Origin of the sequence: Schaalia cardiffensis (assembly GCF_016405145.1) — a bacterium.
Classification (GTDB): Bacteria; Actinomycetota; Actinomycetes; order Actinomycetales; family Actinomycetaceae; genus Pauljensenia; species Pauljensenia cardiffensis.
The window spans coordinates 40,521-65,099 of the sequence record NZ_JAEKIA010000003.1 but is presented as its reverse complement, the minus strand read 5'-3'; the positions used below and the strand labels follow the sequence as shown (position 1 = coordinate 65,099).

The following is a 24,579-nucleotide window of genomic DNA, read 5'->3' as shown; positions in this document are numbered from 1 at the left end:
AGGCTGCGAAAGGTGTGGAGGGTCCACATGACGATGCCGCTGGCCCCCATCGGGCGGCATAGACACAATGGGCTCATGTCCCTTTCCGCCACGCCGCCGCTCGACCCCGCTCAAGGGGCGCCCGCCTCAGCTCCAGCACCTGCAAGGTCGAAGCGTCACGAGATCCTCGAGGGCGTGCGGATCACCGCTCCTGTCGCATTAGGGTACGTCCCTCTGGGCATCGCCTACGGCCTGCTGATCTCGCAGACCAGTCTGCCCCCTTGGATCGGGGTGGCCCTCAATATCGCTGCCTTTTCCGGATCGGCGGAGCTCCTCCTCGTCTCCCTCATCGCCTCGGCAACTCCCATCGCCTCCATTGCGGTGACGATCTTCCTCGTGAACTCACGCTACCTGTTCTACGCCTTCTCCTTCCCGATCTCGCTCGTGCGCACCAAGCTCGGGCGCTTCTACTCGGCGTATGCGCTGGTCGACGAGGCTTATGCGCTGTCCTTGTCACGCCCCGGGTGGACGCACACCCGCATTCTCACCATGCAGCTCTTCTTGCAGGGGTTGTGGATGTGTTCGGGGTTGACGGGGTTGACACTCGGTTCCCTCATCCCCGCATCCATCGAGGGCTTCGATTTCGCCCTCGTCGCCATGTTCATCGCCCTCACCTTGGAGGCGGCGCGCTCACTGTCGGATATTCCCTCCGTCCTCTTGGCGAGTCTCGCCCTCACGCTCGCCTGGTTCATCGCTCCGAGTCAATGGCTCATCACCTCGCTGCTGATCTTCGTGGGACTTTTGGCTGCGAGATTCGTATGGCTGAGGGCGCGCGGGGATCTTCCCCTGCTCGACGAGGAGCATTCTCCGGCACACGAGGACCTCTCTTTGCTCAATGAGGCCCCTTCTCCGGCACACGCGGACGAGGGCCTTACTCCTGCAAGCGCGGACGAGGGCCTTCACCCACTTGAGGAGGACGGCGACGCCGATTCACAGTCCGACACGGAGTACGCCGGATCCTGCGCAGATGGGAACGAGGGCGCTTCGCAAGCCTGTGCGGACGGGGATCGAGTCGCCTCACCCCTAGGCGAGGACAACGTCCCTTCACCCGCCCGTGCGGACGGCGTCGAATCAGTGGAGGGTGAGCCGGAGGTGCGCTCATGACTCCGACGCTCGGATACATCCTCGCGGTGCTCCTCGTGGTCTTCCTCGTCGACCTCGGCTTGCGCGCCATTCCCTTCCTTATTCTGGAGCCGCTACGCGAGTCTCGTTTCGTACGGACGATGGGAGTGTGGATGCCCGCGGGGATCCTCTTCGTCCTCGCCATTGTCTCCGTCCAGTCCAGCCTCGTTTCTGCACCGGGCAAAGCTTGGGCGACCATCGCGGCGAGCGCCATCACAGTGGCGGCGCATCTGCTGGGCGGGCGCCGCATGATGGTGAGCATTGCGGCGGGGACCTTGTCTTACGTGCTCTTCATCAACCTCTAAGAGGACCACCCTTGTCTCTTGCATGATTGGACACCGCCCTCTTGAACAACTGGGCGCCACCCTGTTGAACAATTGGGCGCTGCCTGAAGCGATACACAGCACCTGAAGCGATGCACAGCACCCGAAGCGATGCGCGCCGCACCCAAGCTCCGTGAAGAGTACGGCTAGGCTTCCCCCATGCGCACGACGACCTACGTTCAGCATTCCTGCACCGTCCACGAGCATCGTCTTGAGGTCCCCCTCGATCATTCGAAGCCGCTCAGCCCAACGAACCCCAAGATCGAGATCTTCGCCCGCGAGATCATCCGCCCGGGCGGGGAAAAGCTCCCGCACCTCGTATTCCTCCAAGGAGGTCCGGGCGGCAAGGGGCCGCGTCAAGGAGACTTCCGCGATGGGTGGATCGGCGAGGCGCTCAAGGAGTTCCGCGTCGTGCTCCTCGATCAACGAGGCACGGGCCAGTCCACTCGTATGGACTGGCAAGCCCTCCAGGAGTTGACCGATGATCAGGCTCGCGCCGACCATCTCATGCTCTTCCGTCAAGATCAGATCATCAAAGATGCCGAGGCTTTCCGCGCTGAGATCACCGATGGCGCGAAGTGGACGACCCTCGGGCAGTCTTACGGCGGTTTCCTCACTCTCGCCTACCTGTCGACCGCGCCGGAGGCCGTCGAGGCCTCCCTCGTGACCGGCGGCCTTCCCGGCCTCGTCCATGTCGATGACATCTACCGTCTGAGCTATGAGAAGACTGCGGCGCGCAACCGCTTCTACTTCTCGCGCTACCCGGGTGACGAGCAGAAGATCCGCGAGGTCGCAGCCCATGTGCGGGACACGGAGGAGCTGCTGCCCACGGGTGAGCGCCTCTCGAGCGAGCGCTTGCGCATGATCGGTATGAGCCTGGGGATGCAAAGCCGAACGGACATGTTGCACTATCTGCTCGAAGGCCCCTTCGTCACGCTTCGCGGCGAGCGGCGCCTCTCCTTAGAGTTTCTCGAGGGCGTGGCCGCGGAGGTCGCGATGAACCCCATGTACGGCGTGCTCCAGGAGGCGATCTACGCGTGTGCGACTCCGGAGCTTGCGGGAACGGCGACCGCTTGGTCGGCTGATCGTCTTGCCGAGGAAGTGCCCGGATTCGCCAAGGATGCCGATCCTTTGGATGCCTCCGAACCGTATTACCTGACCGGGGAGCATATGATGCGCCGCATTTTCGATGAGGACCTCGCCCTCGTCCCTCTGGCGGGTACGAGCGATATCCTCGCTGCGCGCACGGACTGGCCTGCGGTGTATTCGCCCGAGCGCCTCGCCGCCAACGAGGTTCCGATCGCCGCCGCGGTCTACGAGGAGGATATGTTCGTCCCGCGCGAGCTCTCCCTTGCGACCGCCCAGACGGTTCGCAACACCCGGACCTGGATCACGAACGAATACCAGCATGACGGCCTTCGCGCCTCTTCTGGGAAGGTCTTCGCCCATCTTCTCGAGCTCCTTCGCGACTGAGTCCCCCACTTCCTTGGAGGCGTTCACTGGCTGAGCGGGATCCCGCCTGAGTGGAGCCATTCCCCCACCTGAGTGGAGGGTCTCCCGCGCAAGTAGACACATAGCCTCTAACCAAGCGGAGGGGGTGCCCCAACCAAGTGGAGGGGTTGACGACATGTGGAGGGGATACAACCCCTCCTTTTACCGCAAACCCCTCCACTCACGATTCGGGGAAGCCACGAACACGCACGGGAAGAAGAGTGCCACCGACACGACACTCGCCCACTCGCAACCCCCTCCACTCGCACTGCGAGGAGAAGGTGAGGAACGCGGCACAGGCTCATCTCCCTCTCCTCTGAGCTCGCAGGTAGGCTTGCCGGTACGCGGCGCTGCGGCGCCGAATCACAATTTGGAGGACGAGTGAGCGCTGAGTCGGTGTTCGAGGCAATCAACTGGAACCGCATTGAAGACGAGAAGGACCTCGAGGTCTGGGATCGCCTGACAGGGAACTTCTGGCTGCCCGAAAAGATCCCGCTCTCGAACGACATCCCCTCGTGGAACACCCTGCGCCCCGCCGAGCAACTCATGACGAACCGCGTGTTCACGGGCCTGACTCTCCTCGATACCCTGCAGGGTACGATCGGCGCGATCTCCCTGATCCCCGACGCCCGCACTCCGCACGAGGAAGCGGTCCTGACGAATATCGCCTTCATGGAATCCGTGCACGCGAAGTCGTACTCCTCAATCTTCTCGACTCTTCTGTCAACTGAGGAGATCAATGAGTCTTTCCGCTGGTCTGAGGAGAACGGGCCCCTTCAGAAGAAGACTGAGATCATCAAGTCCTATTACGAGGGTGATGATCCGCTCAAGCGTAAGGTCGCCTCGACGATGCTCGAGTCTTTCCTCTTCTACTCGGGCTTCTACGCTCCGATGTACTGGTCGGCGCACGCCAAGCTCACGAACACCGCTGACCTGATCCGCCTCATCATCCGCGACGAGGCCGTTCACGGCTACTACATCGGTTACAAATACCAGCTGGGCGTCGCCGAATCGCCTCAGGAGCGACGCGATGAACTGAAGGATTACACCTACTCTCTCCTGTACGAGCTCTACGAGAATGAAGAACAGTTCACCGAGGACCTCTACGATCCGCTCGGTCTGACCGAGGACGTGAAGAAGTTCTTGCGGTACAACGCAAACAAAGCGCTGATGAACCTCGGCTACGAAGCCCTGTTCCCCTCCGATGAGACGAACGTGAACCCGGCGATCCTCGCGGCCCTGAGCCCGAACGCCGATGAGAACCACGACTTCTTCTCCGGTTCCGGCTCCTCCTATGTGATCGGGGAGATCGTCGACACCGAGGACGACGACTGGGATTTCTGATCCTCTTCGAACGAAACGGAGGCCCGGCCTGTCTGCGGGCCTCCGTCCAGTTCCACCCCTTAACAGCCCGTGTTCTCACGCGAAGAAGCACCGATTTCCCGACAGCGCACTCGTTGTGAATCCCCTCAAGGTCACCTTGACGGTTAAACTGTCCCTGATCGGGTGCGTCCTGCTTCTGATCCGCGCCTTCGCTTCATGCGAAGGAACGCTCTGCGCAACCATCACGGCGCGGGAAGAAAAGAGGAGTACCACCATGAGCATCTTCGACCGCTTCGAGAACGCCGTAGAGAGAGGCGTCAACAGCGCCTTCTCGCGCGTGTTCCGGTCGGGGATCAAACCCGTTGACGTCAACTCTGCGATCCGTCGTTCAATGGACGACTCCGCGAAGGAGCTCTCGCCTGAACGCACGATCGCGGCCAACCACTTCGTCGTCTACGCGGCACGCTCCGACTTCGCTTCACTCGAAGCGGATCTGGAGATTCTCGCCGACGAGTTCGCGCTCCAAGCCACCGAGCATGCCACGGCGAATGGGTATGCGCTCCTGGGCCCCGTGCACATCGACTTCGCGGTGGATGACACCGAGCAGACCGGCCAGCTTCGCGTCGAGTCTTCGAACCGTCGGGGCCCCGCAGCTCCGGCGACCGCGTCCTCACCCTCCCCCGCTCACCCGATCATTGACGTTGACGGTGAGAAGTGGCTCCTCACCGAACCCGTCACGGTTATCGGCCGTGGCACCGAAGCCGACATTGTCGTCAACGACTCGGGTGTTTCACGTCGCCATCTTGAATTGCGCATCACGCCGACCGGCGTGATCGCCACTGATCTCGGTTCGACGAACGGCACCTTCGTCGAAGGCCATAAGATCGACGCTGCGACCCTGCTCGATGGGAATCGAATCGTGATCGGTCGGACCCCCATCGACTTCTGGACCCACCCGGACTCGGACGGTGATCAATGACTACAGATCTTGCATTCACCGTTTTCAGATTCGCTTTTCTGATCCTCCTGTGGCTCCTCGTCCTCGGCGCTGTACACACACTACGCCGGGACATCTTCGGCACAGTGGTCACTCCGCGAGGGAAAGGACGCAAAGAAGCTGATCAGCGTCGTCGAGACTCGCGTAAGCGCCGACGTCAGGAACCGGGCGTGAGCGAAACCCCTCATCACATCCTCCTGACCGGCGGCCCCCTCGTGGGAACGATGCTGCCCCTGAGCGGCGCGCCCGTCGTGATCGGGCGGAGCCCCGCCTGCACTCTCGTGCTCGAAGACGAGTACGCCTCCAGTCGTCATGCGCGCCTCCAACCCTCTGAGCGCGGATGGTGGATCGAAGACCTTGGTTCCCGTAATGGGACCTATGTCGACGATGAAAGGCTCGTTGAACCGAGACTCCTCACAGCAGGGGACATTATTCGCATCGGGCAAACGACCCTCGAACTGGTGAAGTGACATGGCGACGCCAGCGGTCGAATTCCACGCAGCGGCCCGCTCCGATGTGGGCCTTGTCCGTTCGAACAATCAGGATTCGGGTTATGCCGGTACGAACCTGCTGGTCCTCGCCGATGGTATGGGAGGACCTGCGGGTGGGGATATCGCCTCCTCCGTCGCCCTCGCCCACCTCGTCCCCCTCGACACCGACACCCACACTGCAGACTCAATGCTGGCCCTCTTGCGCGATGCCCTCATGGATGCGCACGATGAGCTCTCGGAACGTTCCAGACGCGACCCCGACCTCGAAGGCCTAGGCACGACGTGCATTGCGATCATGCGCTCAGGGAACAAACTGGCGATGGTGCATATCGGGGACTCTCGCGCCTACGTCCTACGAGGTGCGGCCCTCACGCAAGTGACGACGGACCACTCCTTCGTCCAATACCTCGTCGAAACCGGGCAGATCACCCTTGAAGAGGCCGAGCATCATCCGAATCGTAATGTCGTCTTGCGTATCCTCGGTGATTCGCAGGCGGATGTCACTCCTGATGAGACGATGCGCGAAGCCGTTCTCGGCGACCGCTGGCTCCTGTGCTCCGATGGTTTATCCGGAGTCGTTTCCCCAGAAACAATCGGCTCGGTCCTCGCCGAGATCAAGGATCCGGGAGAGTGCGCTGAAGAACTCATCCGCCTGGCCTTACGCGCCGGCGGCCCTGATAACGTCACCTGCGTCGTCGCAGACGTCGTCAATTCCGGTGCCTTCCCCCCTGCGCCCCCACAGATCGTTGGAGCCGCAGCCCTCGACCGCAACGCCGCTTCGCGCGGAGGCTCGAGTGCGGCCGCCCGCGCCGCAGCCCTCGGGAAAGAGAAGGACAGCGACCTTGACGAGGACGACCTCGATCTTGAAGAGAAGCGAAGGCCCTGGCTCCCTTTCCTTATCACCGCGTTGGTGGCCCTCGTGCTCGCCGTCGCGGGCTGGGGCGGATGGGCGTGGACTCAGAGCCAGTATTACGTGATCGGCCAGGACGGATACGTCGTCGTCCACCAGGGGATCCCCCAGTCCTTGGGCCCCTGGGAGTTCTCACATTCGATCGAAGTGACGGATATTGCTTTGAAAGACTTGTCCCCCGTGGACCGTCAACGTCTCCAAGATCCCGTCATGAGGTCTTCTCGTGAACAGATCGACGAGTACCTCGCGCAGTTGCGCTCATCATTGAAGACGAGCGGGGAGGGCACTGAAAACTCACAGTCCGGGACGAGTACTTCCCCCGATAGAGTGCAGTCTGTGCATTCAAGGATTGACAGCGGACTGTCGGGAAGCACGGTGAAGGTCTGATGGCAACCGTGACGATCGCCCCGACGCGCCCGCGTCGATTCTTCGAACTCCTCCTCCTGCTGCTCGCCCTTGCGGTCGGCATTGGCGGGTATGCACTGACCAGTATCAACAGGACGGGAGCGCTTCCAGCGAATCTCCTGCAACACATCGGAATCCTCCTCGCCATCTCCCTCATCGCGAAACTTGGGATCCGTTTCCTCGCGCCCTATTCCGACCCCGTGATTCTGCCCATCGCGGTCGCGCTCACGGGTCTGGGCCTGGCGATGATCTACCGCCTTGACCAGTCCTACCAACAACTCGATCAAGCGGTTGTGGGGATGCGTCAGCTGATGTTCGTGGGAGTCGCGATCATCCTCGCTGCGATCGTGCTCGTCCTCGTGAAGGATCACCGCAGGCTGCGCAGCTTCACCTACACCTTCGGTTTTTTGTCGCTGCTTCTCCTGCTTTTGCCCATGGTCCCCGGCTTGGGAGTGGAGACCTACGGGGCGCGAGTGTGGATCCGCATTGCCGGAGTGTCTTTCCAGCCCGGTGAGCTTGTGAAGATCACTTTGGCGATCTTCTTCGCCGGATACCTGGTGAGGAATAGGGACAATCTTGCGATCGGGGGGCGAAAGTTCCTCGGAATGCGATTGCCGAGGGCGCGCGACCTGGGGCCGATTCTTGTGGTGTGGCTGATCGGTATTTTGATCCTCGTCCTTCAGCGGGACCTGGGCACTTCTCTTCTCTTCTTCGGACTTTTCGTCGCGATCTTGTACGTGGCGACGAATCGCGTATCCTGGCTCGTCATTGGCTTCGCGATGTTCGCCCCTGCAGTCCTTGTCGCGGTCCAGGTCTTCCCCCATGTTGCGAACCGCTTCCACGTGTGGCTGCACGCCCTCGACGAGGATGTATATACGCAGGTCGGCGGCTCCTATCAGCTCGTGCAATCACTCTTCGGACAGGCCTCCGGCGGTCTGATGGGAACCGGGTGGGGGCGGGGCTACCCGCAGCTCGTCCCCCTGGCGAACTCAGATTTCATCCTGTCCTCCCTGGCCGAAGAACTTGGCCTCACAGGACTCCTCGCAATCCTCGTCCTCTACTTGATCCTCATTGAACGCGGCTTGCGCACAGCGATCTCTGTTCGTGACGGCTTTGGAAAACTGCTCGCAACAGGTTTGTCGTTCTCCCTGGCGATCCAGGTGTTCGTCGTCCTTGGAGGAATCACGCGCCTCATCCCCTTGACGGGTCTGACCGCTCCCTTCCTCGCGGCCGGCGGTTCTTCGATGGTGTCATCGTGGCTGACCATCGCCCTTTTACTCCGCCTGTCTGATGCAGCTCGCCGTCCAAGCGCCGCATCCCCCGCACCGTGGAACTCCGGTATTCACCCGTCCCTTGAAGCAGCGGAGGCGAGCGAATGAACCAGCAGCTGCGAAGACTCTTCATCGTCATCCTCGTCATGTTCGCCTTCTTGGGTTTAGCTGCGACAAACTCGCACTTCTTCCAGGCTCCGAGTCTCAATGCCGATGGGCGTAATGAACGCACGATCCTTCACGCAGCGGAAACCGATCGCGGCCCCATCATTGTCAATGGCACCGCGATCGCCTCTTCTTCAAAAATGGAGGACTCTCAGCGTTTCCAACGCTCCTATGCGAATGGTCCGCTGTATGCGCCCATCACTGGTTACTTCTCCCCTGCCTTCTCCCAGGCCACGGGGCTTGAGGCCGCCGCTGAGTCCGTCCTCGACGGGCAGGCCCAAGCCCTCCTCGCCCAGCGCCTGCGCAACCTGTTCAGCGGGGCGAACCGTCAGGGCGGAGGCCTTGTCCTCACGATTGATCCTGCGATCCAAGAGGCAGGGGCAGCGGGGCTCGGAGAACGCAAGGGCGCAGTTGTCGCCCTCGACGCGAAGACCGGAGCCGTTCTCGCGCTGTATTCTTCACCTTCCTACGATCCGAATGCTCTGGCGGCTTTCGACACCGCAGTCGTTGAGGAAGCACACAGGGCGCTCCTCGAAGATGCGAATGATCCACTCGTGAACCGCGCGATCGGTGGGAATCGTTACGCTCCGGGTTCAGCTTTCAAGATCCTCACCTCGGTAGCGCTCCTGGAAAACGGCGTCGCAAACCCTGACACCCCCTTGGATTCCCCGGTTTCGACGCTCTTGCCGAACACGGAGACAAGCGTGTCGAACATTGAGTCGCAGACCTGTGGGGATGGGCAGCCGACCCTGTCGGAAGCTTTCGCCCGTTCGTGCAACACGAGCTTCGTCATCGCTTCCCAAAGCCTGACCCATGAGCAACTCGCGGATGTTGCCACCCGTTTCGGCTTCGGCAGTGCTGAGTCGATCCCCCTGCCGGTCACGCCCTCGGTATTCCCCGAGCAGACCGATGCCGCACAACTCGCAATGTCCTCGATCGGCCAGTTCTCCGTTCAGGTGACGCCCATGCAGATGGCGCGCGTCGCCCAGGCGATTGCGAATAAGGGGACGCTGATGCGCCCTTACCTCATTTCCCAGGTCGTCGACGCGGACCTGGTGGTCCGTTCTCAGACTTCCCCGGTTTCCGCTGGACAGGCGGTGACGCCGGAGATTGCACAGTCGATCACTGAAATGATGAAGGGTGTCGTCTCTGCGCCCTACGGTACCGGCCAGTCAATGGCGATGGGGAATATTCAGGTCGCCGCGAAGACCGGCACTGCAGAAACCGGGATCGACGGCAAAGCGAACGCCTGGGCCGTGGGTTTTGCGCCCGCTGATGATCCACAGATCGCTTTCGCGGTCATCGTCGAGGGCGATGACGCGGATCCTGCACCTCATGGCGGCGATGTCGCTGGCCCGATCGCCCGTTCCCTTTTGGAAGCGGGGCTGCGATGAGCACTCATCCCACAGCAAGCGTCGGCCAGCTGCTCGGCGGCCGGTACATGCTACTCTCCCCGATCGCTCAAGGTGGTATGGGCGAGGTCTGGAAGGCGCGCGATTCTGTTACTGGTCGGCTCATTGCGGCGAAGGTTTTGCGCTCTGAGTTCGCCGGCGAGGAATTGTCTTTGTCGCGTCTGCGTATTGAAGCTCTGAACGCGATGAGCGTTCAGCATCCGAATATTGCGAATGTGCAAGACTCCGGGGAGGAGAACGGGCGCGGTTGGATCATTATGGAGCTCGTGGAGGGACTGCCGCTCACTCATTACCTGCGTGGCGGCTCGAGGATCCAGACGGTGGATCTGCTCCCGATTCTCATTCAGATCGCCATGGCCCTCGGGGCAGCAGCGAAAGCTGGGGTTGTTCATCGTGATATCAAGCCGGCGAATATCATTGTCCGTCCTGATGGGATGGTGAAGCTGACGGACTTCGGCATTTCACGGGCCGTGAATCAGATTGATCTGACTGCCGCGGGGATGGTGATGGGCACCGCCCAGTACCTGCCTCCTGAGCAGGCGATGGGTGAGAGGGCAAGCTCTTCTGGGGATCTGTATGCCCTCGGGGTCATCGCATATGAGGCTGCGGCGGGGCATCGGCCATTCACCGGGGATACTCAGGTTGATATCGCCTTCTCGCATGTGAATGATCCTGTTCCGCCGCTACCGAACGACGTCCCCAGGCCCTTCGCCGATGTGATCCTTCATCTTTTGGAAAAGGACCCTGCAAAGCGCCCCGATTCGGGTCTCGCCGTGGTTCGGGAATTGTCGAGTGCTGCGAAGGCCATGGGGATCAGCGTTGAACCACATGCCCTGCCCGATCCTTCTGGATCCACTCCTCGTGCCGCTTTCCCAGCGGTGTCACCGGTTGTTCACACTCAGCGCAGGACTCTTCCCGAGGATCTTCTCCGGGTCCCTGCCGCTTTGGATGAGCCTGTGGATTCTCCGGCAACCCCTCCTGTCCCTGAGATCTCAACCAGTCGTAATACTGCTCCCGTTCCCTCTCCGCTTCCTGCGAATGAGCTTGCTGCGAATGAGCGTGCGGCCCAGGTTCCTCCAGGTTCGTCCCCATCCGCCCACGCGGATGCTTCAGAGTCTGGGTCGGCTTCTGCACAGGAACGCCGCGCCATGCTCATGGCTCGTTTGAATGAGCGTGCCCGTGCGCGCCAGATGGCAGATATTCATGGCAGGCCTTCCCCCGAAGAAGGCGCCGCTCACCCCACCTACCTTCAGCAGGGTGCTACTCCCAGTCTCCCGCACCAGGGCGATGCTCGCCCAGCTTCCTCCCACCATTCCCCCGCTCAACAAGCGCAGAAGCACCCGGCAACTCTTCCGCCCCTGCGGCGTTCACGTTCAAGGAGAAGAACCTATCCCGACCCATCGGCTTTGCCCGGAGGAGCCGCAGCCGCGCCTTGGCGTTCTGTGTCCCGCAACAGCATCGCCTCTCACGTGCCGAGGCCGATCGCGCCAACGCCGTACAATCGTTCACAGGTCGCACCGCCGCTTCCTTTGACGCGGAAACTTCTGCGCCTCGCCCTCGTCCTTCTTCTCGTCCTCGCGCTTCTTGCCCTCGGCGGATTCGCGCTCTACCACTTGCTCGGTTCCCTGTCGTCGATAATCGGCGCCACAGCCCCCACCCTCGAGGAGGTTCCCACATGGCTGAGCCCATGGCACACCGTCTAGCAGGCCGCTACGAGGTGCGTTCTCTTATCGGCCACGGCGGAATGGCCGAGGTGCATCTCGGATTCGACACGCGCTTGTCGAGGATCGTCGCGATCAAGATGCTCCGCTCGGACCTGGCGAGGGACTCCATTTTCCAGGCGCGCTTCCGCAGGGAGGCGCAGTCTGCTGCTTCCCTCAATCACCCGAATATCGTGTCCGTGTACGACACCGGTGAAGAAACCGTCACCGGCCCGGACGGACGCAGCATCTCGGTGCCCTACATCGTCATGGAGTACGTCGAAGGACATACCGTCAAGGAACTCCTCTCCGATGGCACTCCCGTCCCGATCAACGAAGCGATCTCCATCGTCTCCGGCATCCTTTCAGCGCTCGAATACTCTCACTCCCAAAACCTTGTCCACCGTGACATCAAACCGGGCAATATCATGCTCACCGGCGATGGCAAAGTGAAGGTCATGGACTTCGGCATCGCCCGAGCCCTGACCGACTCTCAGGCGACAATGACGCAGACGAACGCCGTGGTTGGAACCGCGCAATATCTCTCGCCCGAACAGGCCAGGGGCGAGCAAGTCGATGCGCGCTCAGACCTGTACTCAACCGGTGTCGTCCTCTTCGAACTGCTCACCGGCCGACCGCCTTTCACTGGGGATTCCGCAGTGGCCGTGGCCTATCAGCACGTTCAGCAGCTGCCACCCACCCCCTCCTCTGTAACCCCGGACATCCCAGAAGCCCTCGACCGTGTCGTCATGAAGGCCCTTGCGAAGGACCGTGAACAGCGTTACTCCTCCGCCGGATCAATGCTCGTTGACCTCATGAGAGCTTCACGTGGGGGCAATGTGAACGCTCCTGAAACAGCAGTGTGGGCGCAGACTCAGACTCTCACTCCCACACAGGGCAGCTCCGCTCAGGGCACCCCCACGCAGACCTTGCCCTCCACCGCCTTCCAGCCCGTCGCTACGGCGACCTCGTCGATCGCCCCGGTGAGTGAAGAGCCCGAGGAGGTCGAGGAGAAGAAGTCGAAGAAGAAGGTTCTTGTCCTCGCCATTCTCATCCTCGTCGCTCTCGCACTGATCGGCGGCATCTGGTACGCCCTGCAATCAACGACGAAGTCGAATGCGACAGTCGCAGTTCCCGACAACCTCGTGAATATGACCCAGCAGGACGCTCAGGCAGCGGTTGAAGCTGTGGGTCTTGTTTTCACCATCGATCCGAAGAAAGTCCCCTCTGACACCGTCGCGGAGGGCTCCGTGGTCGAGACCGACCCGCCCTCTGGAACGATGGTTGCTCCCGGTTCCACGGTCAAAGCGAAAATCTCCAGCGGTTCCGATTCCGTGATCGTTCCCGACAACCTCATCAACATGAGTCCTGAAGAGGCGAAACAAGCGGTTGAAGCCCTTGGCCTAGTCTGGCAGCTCTCCTCCGACCAAGTCGCTTCAGACACCGTGGAAAACGGCAAGATCGCACAGGTCAATCCTTCACCCGGCAGCAAGGTGAAGAAGGGGCAGACGATCACCGGTACCGTTTCCTCCGGCACGAAGTCTGTTGCGGTCCCTGATCTCACGGGTATGACGCAGGATCAGGCGCGTGAGGCATTGGCTGCGAAGGGCCTGAAAGTCGGTTCCGTCCTCACCTCCGACGACGCATCCCAGCGCGAGGGCCTCGTCCTCTTCAGCTCACCCGAGGCCGGGACAAGCGTGAACAAGGGCGAGTCCGTGTCCATCACTCTTTCCTCCGGGAAGGTCACCATCCCCGATACCATCGTCGGCTACGACAAGTCCTCCGTCATCGCAGCGCTCCAGGGGCTGACACTCAGCGTCACCGTCACCGAGGAGTACTCCGAGGATCAGCCCGCCGGTACTGTCATCGCGGTGAACCCGGCGGAGGGTTCCCCTGTCGCTCAGAACTCGAATGTGTCTCTCACCGTGTCGAAGGGCCCCAAGCCGAAGAACCAGAATCAGCCGGGACAGAACAACAACGGCTAGGTCACCTATGAATTCCCACCTATGAAAGGCCCGAAGGGCTGATCTCGAAGTGCGCCGCCACGGAGGCGCACCCCTCGAGTTCAGTGCTCTCGACTCGCTCCTCCTTCGCCCTCGGTCATCAGGATCGAGGGCGAAGGAGGAGCGTACCTCTCATGAGGGAACTCAAAGGTCGGCGCCACCCAGGCCGAAGAACAGCTGGACCCAGGGGTACACATAGGTGAAGAGCACCCAGACGATCAGCGCAATCAGCGCAGCAGACTCAAGTACTTTCAGCCACTTCGGACCGGGCAGATGGCGGAAGATCCACGCGTACACGATTCGATTCCTCTCCTAGGCGATCAGGCGGCCGGCTCTTCGGCGAGTTCGGCGGGCACACCAGTGTCCTTCGGGGTCCACGACTCGAAACTCAAATGGACAATGAAGCGCTGTGAATTGCCATATTCGGGGTGGCAGGTCGTCATCGTCATCCACCGTTGTGTGGGGGCCTGCGTCCAGGAGACATCCCCAATGACAGGCGCGATGACACGAGTATTCGTCTCATCATCGGCTTCAACGATTTCCCGGGATTTCACGGAGTACACAATGTAGTAGTTGTCCAATTCGACGACGACCTTGTCCTCGTCCTGTAGACGGTCGATCCAGCGGAAGTTGTTGCCGTAGGTCCGGCGGTGACCGGCGATGGAGAAATTACCAATCTCTCCCGGCTGGGCGGTTTCCTTGTAGTGGCCGGCGAATCCCTGGTCGAGGACCGCGTGGGAAGTCGTCTCTGCGAGCGGGATCCGCATCCAATTCCAGCTGGGCACATGCACGAGTCCGTACACCTCGTTCATTCCCGGTGATTGTGTGAATGCCGGAGGGGCGCTCGTGCGACGCTCACCGACGTTACTCGTCGCGGGGGCGTGCGCCTCAGAGTAGGAGTGAATCGCTTCATTGACGGGTCCAGCGACCTGATAGCTCGTCCAGTAGAGCTGCCAGAACACGAAACCGACGAGCACGAGAGCGGCGGTGATGAAAAGTTCCCCCAGTACTCCCACGAGCGTTATGGAGGGGGAGGAGCTTTCTCGAGTCACCCGCCGTGCGACATGCTGCGGTACCGTCATATCAATCCACCACCTGTGCGTAAGAGTTCGTCGAATCTGCGCTCGCCGCAGGGAGGCGCAGCTCGTCCTCGGTCGTCATTTCCCAACCGAGGCCGTAGAGCGTCACATAGGTCTTGTAGTTGACGATACGGGGATTCTCGTCAACCTTCCTGCGCAGTTGTGCCGGGTCACCGATTGCTTTGATCACATACGGGGGTGAGAAGGAGTCGCCGTCCACGAGGATCACATTCCCAATGCAGCGGATCACGGTCCTGCCGGTTACTCGGATGTCCTGCACAGTCATCGCTTCCGCGCCACCATTCCACAGCGCGTTCATGACGTCCTCGATGTCCTGCTGGTGGATGACGAGGTCGTTTGGCGCAGCCCCTCTGGAGAGGGAGTCGGGTGGGGCGTCGGTCAGTGTGATCGTGACCCCGGGCCCGCGCACCGCTTGGGATGCGAGGGCGGGGACGGTGGCTGCTGGCTGTTCGGAGGCTTTCGTGTAGCTATCGATTTCTGCTTTGAGCCCGAGGACTTGCTCCTCGAGGGCCCCGACCTCTGCTTGGGAGGTTCGCACGAGGCCGATCAGGTCCGAGTCGGAGTGGGGGGCTGTCTTCGCAAGCGAAGCGGAAATCGTGAAGAGGAGTCCCGATGCGAGTGTCACTACGAGGACGGAGATCCCTTTTCGCAGCGAAGAGGAGGTGAGGTTTGTGAGAAGCTTGGGCCTCTTGGAGAAAAAAGGGAATGTGCGCGCGTCAGAAGAGGAGCTGTGGCGGGCTGAGGGGCGCGAATGAGCGCCGCCATGCTGGCGAGCCGAGGAGGGCTTGTGTGGAGCGAGGGAAGATGAGTGAGGGGCGGAGTTGTGGCGAGCAGAAGCCTTTTGCGACTTTGGGACGGGGGTCTTCCCACGAGCTGTTTCTTCTACGGCCGCGTTTCCCCGGGTGTCGTTTTCAGCCTTGAGATGCTGCGCATCCGCTTGTTCAGCCTGTTCAGGCGATATTTGGAGAGGGGTTTTGTCACCGGAGGGCACGGGAGAGCCGAGGAGATTTTCATCCCTGTGCTCTTCGCCGCTCATGGCCTCTCCCGTGTCGCGCTTTCACATGTCTTATGGGGAAGACTACGCTACGAGCAGTGTCGTTCCCGCAACGCATCACAGGGACGCCCCGAGTATTGAGGAGTGACGTGGCCGAGTCGAAGAAGCGCAAGAAGGATGGGCGTGAGGTCTCGGACGACACCGAGATCCACTCGTGGACCGAAGGCATTCCGCTGAGCCCCCGCTGGTGGGCACCGGCCTTCGTGACATTGCTATTGCTCGGCCTCGTGTGGCTGATGGTCTACTACATCTCCTCAGGCGCTTATCCGATCCCGAATATCTCGTGGTGGAACATGGTGATCGGCCTGGGCATCATGATGGTCGGATTCCTCATGACACTGAAGTGGCGCTGATCGCCCCTTAGGCTTCTCGGATTGATTTCGATGACCCGCCTGCGATTGTTACGCAGGCGGGTCTTTTCACACCCGGGCGCCTCATCCTCGTCTCCGGCTGGCCCCGCGCTGAAGAATTCCCACAGGAGGGGCCGATACTCGCCTCACTCCCCTGTCTCTCTCGGTTCCTGTCTTCCTTTCACAGCCGGGGATCACGAGGCGAATCACCAACTACTCAGTGGAGAGTGGCACCATGCTCGCCCAGTCCCTTGGGGATCACACCCACCAGTACTGACGATGGACCGGGCAGATGAGTGAGCGGAAGCAGTTTGGACAGTGAAGCCCTTTCGGATTGGAGCTGCACGATGGGCACGCTTCGAGCGGGATCTCCTCACACCACGGACACTCCGGGCCTTGAAGCTTCGACCTGCGGACCTTCACCCATTCGACGATTCGCATCTTCTTCCCCTTTTCTTCTCTGTGAACCTGCGGGGGCCTTCTCCGTGCATGCCAGCACACGAAGGGTCCCTGTACTCTTTCGACGGAGAGACCAGAGGCGCCGCATACCTCAGGCGTCACAGCAATCCTTGCCACAGCGCCCGAGATGCTCTCAAAAGGCACTGCACATCTAGAGCGCCAAAGCTGCGCGCACGATATGAGAATCAGCGAGAATCACGGCATGACCGAGCCATTTCCCAGCGACTTGTCCGCCTACGCCGGGCTTTGCGAGCTTCGGCTCGTGGGTGTCGACATGGATGGAACCCTCCTCGACGACCAGAAGCGATTCCCACCCAAGCTCGATGAGTTGCTCGATGAACTCGACTCGCGGGGCATCGTCTTCGCGCCCGCCTCTGGCAGGCAGGTGTGGACCCTTCTCGACATGTTCCCGAACCGCCCCGGAATGACAGTCATCGCCGAGAATGGGGCGATCGTCATGAAGGATGGAGTTGAGGTCTCCTCAAGCCCTCTCGATCATGAGACCGTGAGTCGCGCAATCGATCTCGTCCGCACAGAGGTCAAGGCTGGGCGCAATGCGGGCCTGCTTTTGTGCGGCAAGCAATTCGCCTACATCGAACGACATGATGAGCCATTCACCTCCCAGGTCGACCCCTACTATCACCGGGTCCTCAAGGTCTCAGACCAGCACGAGGTCGTGGCGAAGATGGAATCGGGCGCTATCGATGACGATGTCATCAAGCTCGCAGTCCTCGACCTTGAGGAAGTCACTCCGATCGCCGAGAAGACTCTGGGGCTCTTCGCCGATACTCACCAGTTCGCGATTTCGGGTCTGAACTGGGCGGATCTGCAGCTTCGCGGCGTTGACAAGGGGCGCGCCCTCAGGGCTTTGCAAGAAACGATCGGCGTTTCTCCCGCGCAGACTGCCGCTTTCGGCGACTTCCACAATGATCTTTCAATGTTGGCTCAGGCCGAGTGGTCTTTCGCGATGGCCAACGCTCACGCCGATGTTATCGAGGCCGCGCGTTTCGTGGCTCCTTCGAATAACGAGGACGGCGTCGGCCAGGTCCTGCGGACGCTCCTTAACGGCTAAGCGGACGATTCTTCAGGGCTAAAGGATTCGAGGGGAGGCTGCGTTGGTTTTCAGCGCAGCCTCCCCCGAGTTCCGAGTCACATCGGGTCTTCACCTCACATGGCTGAACACATGCTGGAGGCCCTGACGGAACCGTCAGGGCCTCCAGCGTCTGCGGGCTCAACGCCCGGGCACGATGCGATTCACACGAGGGAGAGCTCACCAAACGCAGCATTCACGCTCGTCGTGATACTCCTCGACCTACTCCTTGGGGAAGTCGCCGATCTCCTCAGCCTCAATAGCTGGGACGAAGGAATCAGTCTCAAGGTCGGCCCAGTACTCTTCAGCCCAGGGGTCCTCGATCGGCTGACTGCGCTTCCACAGGACATAACCGACGCCGGCGACAGTGCCCGCGAGAGCAGTCCATCCGATAGCGCGAAGGAAGCGCCTCTTCGGACGAAGCGCCTTCGTCGGGGTAAGGAGCGCTGCCTGCGAAACCTTCGTGGCGCGACGGGCGCGATCAACGAGTGCTCCCTCAGTGTTGAGTGCTTCGGCGCCCTCGTGGACTGCACGGTTGATGCGCGGAAGATAGTCGTCAACAAGCTCGGCGCGCGCGTGCTCAAGAGCAGGACGAGCGCGCTCAACGGCGGCCTGAGCTCGCTCGCTTGCGTCCTCGACGACGGGTGTGGCTTTTTCGATCGCGGTCTCCAGGGCGGCCTGGGCGCGAGGTGCCGCCCAGTCGACTCCCTGCTCAGCGAGGTCGGCGGCCTTAACGGCCATGCGACCAGCCGTAACGGCAACGGCGTCGCGAAGCTGAAGCGCCTCGGTGCGCAGCTTGTCCGCATCGAAGTTCGGCGTATTGGCCATGATGTCTCCGAATCCGTCAGATGGGGTTCGGCGCGGATGCGCCGTCTTGTCCTATTGTGCTACGAAGCTGTGTGATCTGCAGCCCACTGAAGCACTCTCGGTGCGCCGAGCTCGTGCCCGATAAGAGTGAATCTGGGACGATGAGAGGCATGGAAGCAACACTGCATACGAATAAGGGCGATATCCTCGTCGAACTTTTCCCGAACCACGCTCCCAAGACGGTCCATAATTTCGTGACCCTTGCCCGTGGCGAACGCGAATGGGTTGATCCGAACACCCGTCAGAAGACCTCCCGTCCGCTCTTCGACGGCACGATCTTCCACCGCGTGATCTCCGGTTTCATGATCCAGGGCGGCGATCCCCTCGGCACTGGCACCGGTGGCCCCGGCTACCAGTTCGATGATGAGATCCACCCTGAGCTCACCTTCGATTCCCCCTATGTTCTCGCGATGGCGAACGCGGGCAAGCGCATGGGTCGCGGTACGAACGGCTCTCAGTTTTTCATCACCGTCGCCCCGACTCAGTGGCTTTTCGGCAAGCACACGATCTTCGGCAAGGTTGTCGACCAGGCTTCGAAGGATGTCGTCGATACGATTGCCGCAGTTGTGACCGGCGCTAATGATCGTCCTGTCGAAGATGTCGTCATCGAATCGGTGACCATCTCCGAGTGATCTTTCGCAGAGCGCGATCCACGGGGCGAGGCCTGCGCCTCGCCCCGGCATCGTCCTCGTCGATGTGTTGTGTCGAATCATTCCCCGCAAGGAGAACGCCATGTCGGTACCCCAGTACGGTCAACGTTCCGATCCCTCCTCCGCGCCTCAATGCCCGCGCCATCCCGGCGTGAGATCGGTCGATTACTGCAAGAGGTGCAATCGACCGATGTGCGTGGCCTGCCTGGTTCCGACGGAGGTACGTGCCCTGTGCGTGGACTGCGCAGGTACGCCGACCTTTTCGCGCTCTTCGGCCACTCCTGGCGTGACGAAGACTCTGATCGGACTGTGCGCCTTCTTCGCGCTCGTGGGCTTCATGCTCCCCAGTGTTGAACGTCTGTTTCTCTTCAGTCCGGCATTTGCAGCTATTCAGCCCTGGCGTTTCCTCACCACGGCCTTCTTGCACAGCGGAATCGTCCATCTCCTCCTCAATATGTTGGCCCTGTACTGGGTGGGTTCTCCCCTTGAGAAGATCTTCGGGCATTGGCGTTTCGCGGCGATCTATCTGCTCTCTGCGATCGGCGGTTCCGCATTCGTCCTCATGTGGGTGTTGGTCCAGCCCTCCACGGTTTACACGGCGACGGTCGGAGCTTCGGGCGCGGTGTTCGGCCTGTTCGGCGCACTTTTCGTTGTCCAGCGTGAGGCGGGCATGGATACGAGGGCGGTCCTTGTGCTCGTGGCGGCCAACCTGGCGTATGGCTTCATTGCGTCGAATGTGTCCTGGCAGTCCCACCTTGGCGGCCTGATCGTCGGTGCTTTCGTCGCTTTCCTCTTGATCCGCCAGGGTCGGGCGAAAGGGGGGATAACGGCGAGGGAGCAAGAGTCTCAGGCCATGTTGATGACCGGGGCAGTTTTCCTTGGCATGTGTGCATTCATCACACTGATCTACAAGGTGCTGTTCGGTGTGCTCAGCTAATTTTCGGTTGTTTTAGGCGGTTTTCATGGCGCGAGAAAGCTGTGAATTACACGTCTGTTGTTTATCCCCAGGTGTGTACACACCTGGGGATAACTTCATCTCCTTGTGGATACGACGGACTCTGAGCTCAGCCCCTTCGTGTCGAAGCCATCTCGCCCGAGAGGCCCCAAAGGCCCATGCTGGGGGTGACAATGGAGCTACCCAGGGGTGGCCGCACCCGCATCCACACACCCCGCATCACATCTCCCATACTGCGTATCGGGCGCCAGCCCGATGGAAAGGACAAGACGCGTGAACTCCCTGAACAAGCGCGAAAGCGCACCTATCGAGAACTCAACGATCGAAGCCCAGATGGGCCACCGCACGATCCGCGCCTTCACGGATGAGCCCCTCACCGAAGATGAGCTCACGACTCTCTACGAGGTCGCCCGACACACCGCCTCCTCCTCTTTCTTGCAGCAGACCACAATCATCCGCGTCACCGACCCCGTCGTCCGCGAGCGCCTGCACGCCGCATCGGGACAGCCCTACGTGGGCGGCACCCGCGGTGAACTCCTCGTTTTCGTGGCCGACCAGTACCGCAACTCGCGCATCCGAGAAGAAGGCGGAGTCGACAATGCGCCCCTGCATCGCACGAACCTGCTGCTGACCGCGCTGCATGACGCGCTCCTCGCCGCGCAGAACGTCGTCGTCGCCGCAGAGTCCATGGGCCTGGGCACCTGCTATCTCGGCTCCATCCACGCCGATCCGCGAGCCGTAATCGAAGCCCTCGGCCTGCCCGAACTCACCTTCCCCGTCCTCGGCCTCCTCGTGGGGCACCCGGATCAGGAGCCGCAGTTCAAGCCGCGTCTGCCGCTGTCGGTCATCGTCGCTGAGAACTCCTACCCGAAGGTCGACTCCTACTCGGAGCTGATCGCCGACTATGACGAGATCATCACCGACTACTACGACATGCGCGACACCTCGAAGCGCACCGAGTCCTTCTCCACTTTGGTGCGCACCACGATCGGTGTGGCCGGCGCTCATGTCTCCCCGATCCTTGAGGTCCTCAATGAGCAGGGTTTCGCATTGGAGTGAAGTGAAGCTCAATGAGCCCGGGGTGTTCACAGGGGACACCCCGGAGTTCGAGGCCGGGGAGCGTCGCTTGACGGACATCGCTTTACGATGGAGTCATGCCTCGCTCCCCCGGCTTTCCCACCTACGTCTTCATCGAGCGTCACAGCTCCAACGCGGCTGTGCTCCATCCCTTCCCCGAGCACGATGTTGAAGCGGTGCGCGAGGCACTCGCCGCCGCCGGATTCGAGATCTCCATCCTCGGTTCTGGCGATCCGATTCGCGGTGAGGGCATCTTTTTTCAAGACGAGCCCTTCGGTGATGAGGTTCTCGGCCGGCTCGCTGACGCGCTCACTCTGCGGGGCATCGGCGCCTACGCTTATGCGCTGCTCGAGGACTCCCTCGGTCCGGGCTCGGGCTCAATCGCCTTATTCTCCCGCGTCGGCTCGGTTTTCCCCCGCGAAGGCCGGCGCATCCTTTTAACGCACATGTGGGTTGGCGAGGTCGAGGGTCGGCGCACGGCAACAACCTGGTTCTTCGGCTCGCCCGAGGACCTGGAAGAGGCGAACATCCTCCTGGGTTCGCGTTTCGACACGGAGCCAGTGCACGATCTCAATGGGATGGCGGCGATCGAAGTTCGCCACGAGGAGGTCGCCTCCGGTCAGACGACCCCGGTCAGGCTCATGGATGAGATCTTCGCGATCCTCGGTGCTTCTGGTTTTGAGGGCCCGGCTTTCTGTTTCGATCAAAACGCACAGTGATGTGTCCCGCCTGGCGGGTCGCCTCGCTCTTCGCACCCGTCGCGCCCAAGGCCTCCGCGTCGCGCCTAGCGGATCGCCTCCATGACACGCACACCGTCAAGGACCGGAAGGTAGGGCAGCGGATTGATCCCCGCTTCAAGGACGAAATCCGTGAGCTGGTGTCGAACGACCTCCTGCAGATTCACCGGGTCCCAGGGCTTGGCAATGTAATGGTCCAGTCCCGCCTCGTTGAGTGCGCGGATCGTGTCATCCTGGTCCGCCTGGCCCGTGACGAGTACCGTCCTCGTCGAGGAAAAACGCGGGTCCTTCACAAGCTCTACGAGGAAGTCGACGCCGGACTTTCCGGGCAGGCGATGGTCAGAGAGGACGAGGGCGAGCTCATCCCCGTCGGCAACAATGTCCTCGACGGCGCTCCACGCATCATCAGCATCATCAGCAACTTCGAGGCGCACGTGTCTCCAGAAGTCATCGAGGTCGCGTTCGAGGGCTTCGCGGACGTTCGCCTCGTCTTCGAGTGACAGGATCGCAAGGGTCATCGTGTTTCCTCCTTGGGCGTTTTCTCGTGCTTCATCGCGGGAAGGCGGACGATCATGCGCGTCCTCCCGGGTTGGGATTCGACCGTGAGGCGGCCGCCGTGGTCGGAGATAATCGAGTGGACGATGGACATTCCCATGCCGAGCCCGTAGCGGACTCGACCGGCTTTCGTCGTGAAATGCGGTTCGAAGATCTTCTCAACGATCTCGGGGGCGATTCCCGGGCCATTGTCTTCAATGGTGACGCGGATGAACGTCCCTTCGTCTTCAAGGAGGATCCGGATCTGCGCGGGGGCGGTTCCACGGGCGAAAAGCGCCTCTTCTCCGGCCTTTCTCCGCTTCTCCAGGTCTTCGCATTCGTCCTCAATCGCCTCTGCCGCATTCACAATGAGGTTCGTCCACACTTGTTGAAGCTTCGAGGGGTGAGCGAGAACAGGGGGAAGGGGCCCGCCCTCTCGGATGACCTCGACCCCGCGGAGCCGGTAGTCGGTCAGGCGCAGAACATCGTCAATACCTGCGGACACGTCAACGGCTTCAAAATCTGCAGCATCTGGACGCGCATATCCCTTCAGGGAACGAGTCAAGTCGATGACCCGCTCAGCGGCAGCGAGGACGGAGCGGAGGGAGGAGCCGATCCTCGCCCCCGATTCGAGGACCTCAACGGTGGACTCGCCGACTTGGGCTAAACTTCGGGCGCGCACAGGGTCAACGACTCCCGCGAGGACGAGCCGCCTGGCCAGGCGCCTGTCGCCGCCGACCTCGGGGAGGAGGAGTTTCACGAGTTCGCGCTCCTCGGAGGTGGGTCGCGGCGAGGATTCGAGTGCCCGATGCATGGCCTCGCGGGCCTGTGAGAGTGAGGCCACGGCGGCAAGGACCCTGTCTACGTCCTCGCTTAAGTGTTCAGCTGCGCGTGCGAGGGCGGTCACGGGGTTGTTGAGTTCGTGTGCGATCCCTGCGGACAGTTCGCCGAGCATCGCGAATCGGGTTTTCTCGACGAGTTGCTCGCGCGTTGCCCGCAGGTCCTCGAGTGCCTTCTCCAAGGCTGTGCGTTGCGCTTCAAGATCGGCGGCGAGGAGGGCGTTCTCCAAGTGGAGGTCTTCGGCGCGCATAAGTCGGCGAGTGAGGGATTGGATGGCGAGGGCCGCCAGGGGCGCTGCGAGCGCGGGCTCTCTGAGCAGCGCGATTTCCAATTGTTCGTTCGTCAGGCGAACGACTCTCGCGGTCGAGGTCGTCACAGCTGTGAAGAACGCGTTTTCGCCGCGGGCCAGAGACACGAGACCGATCAACGGCCCGGATGTCGCATGGTGCGCGAGGACCTCTCCTCGCAACCCGTCACGGTGCAAGGACACGTCGCCAGCGAGAACGAGGTGAACTGCGCGCACGGGCTGACCCTGGACGGCAAGTTCTGTGCCCGTAGGGATCACAAGTCGAGGGCGATGCCCTAAGACCCGTTCAACACCTTCCAAAAGGAGGCGCACGACCTGTTCTTCCTTCAAATCGAGGCCTTCAAGGATCGGACCTTGGATGGCGTTCGCAGGGGCTTCACCGATGAGTTCGAGGATCTCTTCTGGCGTGCGCCCCTCTCCTTTGAGGTGGTTGACCATCGCCGAATAGGACTGGCCGATGAGCAGTTCGACCGTCCAGGGGACCGACACGAGGGAGGCGAGCCGACCGGAGGTCGTTGAGCGCGCAAGATCGGAGTGGGTGGTTTCATCGGTGACGACGAGCCAATTCGTCGGCGCAAGAATCGGCCGCTCCTCAACGAGTTCGAGGGCGGCGTCAATGTCTTCAACCTCGGAGGTGACGAGCCCGAGGACGACGTGGTCGTCGGCTTTGAGGGTCGAGTCGTAGTGGATGAGGTCCTCGGGTCCGTCGATCCGGTCGAGGCACAGGTTCGGGAATGCGAGTGCCATGTCTTCGCTGAGCGCTCGGGCCAAGCCCCGCGAGTCGTCTCCCATCACGAGGATGTGGAGGCTGTGGCCGACCCGGTGCCCGCCGTGGCGGACATTCGTCTTCTCCCACACGCGCTCGTGCCGATCCTCAGGGGGAGCGAGCCCCCGTTCCTCGTTCATC

The 24,579-nt window shown here is 61.4% G+C and carries 23 protein-coding genes; 17 read left to right on the top strand and 6 right to left on the bottom strand.

The features are described from left to right. Nucleotides 1–27: 27 nt before the first annotated feature. The 11 genes from JFX23_RS02600 to pknB all read left to right on the top strand — a co-directional run bounded on the left by JFX23_RS02600 (nt 28) and on the right by pknB (nt 13,634). The gene (locus JFX23_RS02600; RefSeq protein ID WP_233050511.1) at nt 28–1,143 is read left to right on the top strand and encodes an AzlC family ABC transporter permease; all 1,116 of its coding nucleotides are present in this window, start codon (nt 28–30) and stop codon (nt 1,141–1,143) included. Continuing rightward, nucleotides 1,140–1,466 (top strand): branched-chain amino acid transporter permease, encoded by a 327-nt coding sequence (locus JFX23_RS02595; protein ID WP_198775592.1) that lies wholly within the window; start codon nt 1,140–1,142, stop codon nt 1,464–1,466. Before JFX23_RS02600 ends, JFX23_RS02595 begins: the two co-directional genes overlap by 4 nt. A gap of 177 nt (nt 1,467–1,643) precedes the next feature. Further along, nucleotides 1,644–2,957: an alpha/beta fold hydrolase gene (locus JFX23_RS02590; RefSeq protein ID WP_198775591.1), complete on the top strand. Its 1,314-nt coding sequence runs from the start codon at nt 1,644–1,646 to the stop codon at nt 2,955–2,957. A 399-nt stretch (nt 2,958–3,356) separates the two neighbouring features. Further along, nucleotides 3,357–4,319, top strand: a complete 963-nt coding sequence (nrdF, locus tag JFX23_RS02585; RefSeq protein ID WP_198775590.1) for a class 1b ribonucleoside-diphosphate reductase subunit beta — start codon at nt 3,357–3,359, stop codon at nt 4,317–4,319. Nucleotides 4,320–4,572: 253 nt separating this feature from the next. Then, the gene (locus tag JFX23_RS02580; RefSeq protein ID WP_005962921.1) at nt 4,573–5,277 is read left to right on the top strand and encodes an FhaA domain-containing protein; all 705 of its coding nucleotides are present in this window, start codon (nt 4,573–4,575) and stop codon (nt 5,275–5,277) included. Beyond that, the gene (locus JFX23_RS02575) at nt 5,274–5,765 is read left to right on the top strand and encodes an FHA domain-containing protein FhaB/FipA (protein WP_198775589.1); all 492 of its coding nucleotides are present in this window, start codon (nt 5,274–5,276) and stop codon (nt 5,763–5,765) included. Before JFX23_RS02580 ends, JFX23_RS02575 begins: the two co-directional genes overlap by 4 nt. Before the next feature lies 1 nt (nt 5,766). Continuing rightward, complete coding sequence (locus JFX23_RS02570) at nt 5,767–7,083, top strand: PP2C family protein-serine/threonine phosphatase (protein ID WP_198775588.1); 1,317 nt, start codon at nt 5,767–5,769, stop codon at nt 7,081–7,083. Next, nucleotides 7,083–8,480 (top strand): FtsW/RodA/SpoVE family cell cycle protein, encoded by a 1,398-nt coding sequence (locus JFX23_RS02565; protein WP_198775587.1) that lies wholly within the window; start codon nt 7,083–7,085, stop codon nt 8,478–8,480. Before JFX23_RS02570 ends, JFX23_RS02565 begins: the two co-directional genes overlap by 1 nt. After that, nucleotides 8,477–9,931 carry a peptidoglycan D,D-transpeptidase FtsI family protein gene (locus tag JFX23_RS02560; RefSeq protein WP_005962914.1) on the top strand — a complete coding sequence of 485 codons (1,455 nt, stop codon included), beginning with the start codon at nt 8,477–8,479 and terminating at the stop codon, nt 9,929–9,931. Before JFX23_RS02565 ends, JFX23_RS02560 begins: the two co-directional genes overlap by 4 nt. Further along, the gene (locus JFX23_RS02555) at nt 9,928–11,652 is read left to right on the top strand and encodes a serine/threonine-protein kinase (protein WP_198775586.1); all 1,725 of its coding nucleotides are present in this window, start codon (nt 9,928–9,930) and stop codon (nt 11,650–11,652) included. Before JFX23_RS02560 ends, JFX23_RS02555 begins: the two co-directional genes overlap by 4 nt. After that, nucleotides 11,625–13,634, top strand: coding sequence for a Stk1 family PASTA domain-containing Ser/Thr kinase (pknB, locus tag JFX23_RS02550; protein WP_198775585.1), 2,010 nt, complete (start codon nt 11,625–11,627; stop codon nt 13,632–13,634). The genes JFX23_RS02555 and pknB overlap by 28 nt, the downstream gene beginning before the upstream one ends. Before the next feature lie 162 nt (nt 13,635–13,796). On the opposite strand, the gene JFX23_RS02545 is transcribed toward pknB, so the two are convergent. Genes JFX23_RS02545 through JFX23_RS09300 form a run of 3 tightly spaced genes read right to left on the bottom strand, consistent with a single transcriptional unit; the run spans nt 13,797 to nt 15,377 of the window. Beyond that, complete coding sequence (locus JFX23_RS02545; RefSeq protein WP_005962908.1) at nt 13,797–13,949, bottom strand: hypothetical protein; 153 nt, start codon at nt 13,947–13,949, stop codon at nt 13,797–13,799. A 23-nt stretch (nt 13,950–13,972) separates the two neighbouring features. Next, nucleotides 13,973–14,734 carry a class E sortase gene (locus tag JFX23_RS02540; protein ID WP_198775584.1) on the bottom strand — a complete coding sequence of 254 codons (762 nt, stop codon included), beginning with the start codon at nt 14,732–14,734 and terminating at the stop codon, nt 13,973–13,975. 1 nt (nt 14,735) lies between these two features. Then, nucleotides 14,736–15,377, bottom strand: coding sequence for a DUF881 domain-containing protein (locus JFX23_RS09300; RefSeq protein WP_276669864.1), 642 nt, complete (start codon nt 15,375–15,377; stop codon nt 14,736–14,738). Between the two features lie 518 nt (nt 15,378–15,895). Between JFX23_RS09300 and JFX23_RS02530 the strand changes: the two genes are divergently transcribed. Together JFX23_RS02530 and JFX23_RS02525 are read left to right on the top strand one after the other, a co-directional pair. Beyond that, nucleotides 15,896–16,159, top strand: coding sequence for a cell division protein CrgA (locus JFX23_RS02530; RefSeq protein WP_198775582.1), 264 nt, complete (start codon nt 15,896–15,898; stop codon nt 16,157–16,159). A gap of 658 nt (nt 16,160–16,817) precedes the next feature. After that, a complete protein-coding gene (locus JFX23_RS02525; protein WP_198775581.1) occupies nt 16,818–17,687 on the top strand; it encodes an HAD family hydrolase in 870 nt (289 codons plus the stop codon). A 240-nt stretch (nt 17,688–17,927) separates the two neighbouring features. Here JFX23_RS02525 and JFX23_RS02520 read toward each other — a convergent pair whose 3' ends face one another. Continuing rightward, complete coding sequence (locus JFX23_RS02520) at nt 17,928–18,533, bottom strand: hypothetical protein (protein ID WP_198775580.1); 606 nt, start codon at nt 18,531–18,533, stop codon at nt 17,928–17,930. 149 nt (nt 18,534–18,682) lie between these two features. Between JFX23_RS02520 and JFX23_RS02515 the strand changes: the two genes are divergently transcribed. From JFX23_RS02515 to JFX23_RS02500, 4 genes are all read left to right on the top strand, one after another. Further along, nucleotides 18,683–19,204, top strand: coding sequence for a peptidylprolyl isomerase (locus tag JFX23_RS02515; protein ID WP_040313587.1), 522 nt, complete (start codon nt 18,683–18,685; stop codon nt 19,202–19,204). Nucleotides 19,205–19,508: 304 nt separating this feature from the next. Further along, on the top strand, nt 19,509–20,159 hold the full coding sequence (locus JFX23_RS02510; protein WP_277063345.1) for a rhomboid family intramembrane serine protease: 651 nt from the start codon (nt 19,509–19,511) through the stop codon (nt 20,157–20,159). 324 nt (nt 20,160–20,483) lie between these two features. Then, entirely contained in the window at nt 20,484–21,236 is a 753-nt protein-coding gene (locus JFX23_RS02505; protein WP_040313908.1) for an NADPH-dependent oxidoreductase, read from the top strand. Between the two features lie 95 nt (nt 21,237–21,331). After that, a complete protein-coding gene (locus tag JFX23_RS02500) occupies nt 21,332–21,973 on the top strand; it encodes a hypothetical protein (protein WP_198775578.1) in 642 nt (213 codons plus the stop codon). A gap of 65 nt (nt 21,974–22,038) precedes the next feature. Here JFX23_RS02500 and JFX23_RS02495 read toward each other — a convergent pair whose 3' ends face one another. Both JFX23_RS02495 and JFX23_RS02490 read right to left on the bottom strand, forming a co-directional pair. Beyond that, complete coding sequence (locus JFX23_RS02495; RefSeq protein WP_198775577.1) at nt 22,039–22,509, bottom strand: response regulator; 471 nt, start codon at nt 22,507–22,509, stop codon at nt 22,039–22,041. Next, nucleotides 22,506–24,578 (bottom strand): sensor histidine kinase, encoded by a 2,073-nt coding sequence (locus JFX23_RS02490; RefSeq protein WP_198775576.1) that lies wholly within the window; start codon nt 24,576–24,578, stop codon nt 22,506–22,508. Before JFX23_RS02490 ends, JFX23_RS02495 begins: the two co-directional genes overlap by 4 nt. Between the last annotated feature and the right edge of the window lies 1 nt (nt 24,579).